Source organism: Sporacetigenium sp. TC11 (assembly GCF_058146105.1).
Genome location: NZ_JBYVNY010000026.1, coordinates 1 through 1,359 on the forward strand (window position 1 = coordinate 1; position 1,359 = coordinate 1,359).

Genomic DNA, 1,359 nt, shown 5'->3' on the forward strand with positions numbered 1-1,359 from the left:
CCACTTATTAATTGTAGGTTAAATACATCTTGTAATACTTTTAATACTCCTGGTGATATGAATTTTGGAGCTGATGGTCCAACATACATGTTCTTAACACCTAAGCTGAATAATCCTAATAGTATTGCAACAGCTTTTTGCTCAAACCATGATAATACTATTGTTAATGGTAATTCATTTATGTCACACTCGAAAGCTTCTGCTAAAGCTATAGCTATTTTAGCTGCTGATCCTGAGTTGTTACATTGACCTAAATCTATATATCTTGGTATATCTGTTCCTGGAACTGTTCCAAAATCTATATCATTAAATCTGAACTTACCACATGAAGTTGTTAATATTACTGCTTCTTTTGGTAATGAACTTGCTAATTCTCTATAGTAATCTCTTCCTTTAGTTGGAGCATCACATCCAGCTATAACGAAGAATCTCTTTATTTTACCAGCTTTTACAGCATCTATTATTTCTGGAGCTGCATCAAGTACTGTAGAGTGGTGGAATCCAGTAGTAAGAGTTTTGTCTGATTGTATATTTGCTTTTGGTAATGATAAAGTTTTTTCTATTAAAGCACTGAAGTCGTTATTTACTATCTTTTGAACTCCTTCAAGTCCTGCTGTTCCATAAGTCCACATTCTATCTGAATAGCTTCCTCTTGTTATTGGCATTAAGCAGTTTGTTGTTCCAAGTATAGCACCTGGGAATTCTTCAAATAATTTTCTTTGATCAAACCAAGCTTTACCTACGTTACCTTTTAAGTGCTTAAATTTATTTAACTCTGGGTAACCATGTGCTGGTATCATCTCTGAGTGAGTATATACGTTTATTCCTTTACCTTCTGTTTGCTCTAATAATGCTTTTAGGGCATATAAGTTGTGTCCTGTAACTAATATACAGTGACCTTCTACTTTATCTTGAGATATTGTAACAGGTGATGGTGTTCCTAAATATGAAGTATGTGCTCTATCTAGTACATCCATTATTTTAACTGTTGCAGTACCAACTTTTAATGTCATGTTTATATGTTCTTCTAAATTGAAGTTTGAGTTTGTAAGTGTTGTATATAAAGCTTCTTGAGTTATTGCGTTTACTTCTTCATCAACGTATCCTAACTCTTTAGCGTGAGTAGCGTAAGCTGCAACCCCTTTAAGACCAAATATCATTATATCTTGTAAACTTGCTATATCTGGGTTTTTACCACATATACCAACTTTAGTACATCCTTGAGCTGGTGTTTGTTCACATTGATAACAGAACATTGGATTTGGCTCAACCTTTATTGGTGTAGCAGTTGTATTAGTTTCTTCTTTTTTATTTTTAAATAATCCAAACATTATTAAATTCCTCCCTGTTTTCTTTTTT

General features: G+C 33.0%; 1 protein-coding gene. It reads right to left on the minus strand.

Annotation, left to right across the window (positions count from 1 at the left end; genetic code table 11):
- Window positions 1–1,331 (minus strand): hydroxylamine reductase (hcp, locus tag ACUSRV_RS17005; protein ID WP_490143128.1); only part of this gene is annotated, 1,331 nt, incomplete at its 3' end.
- Window positions 1,332–1,359 lie beyond the last annotated feature (28 nt).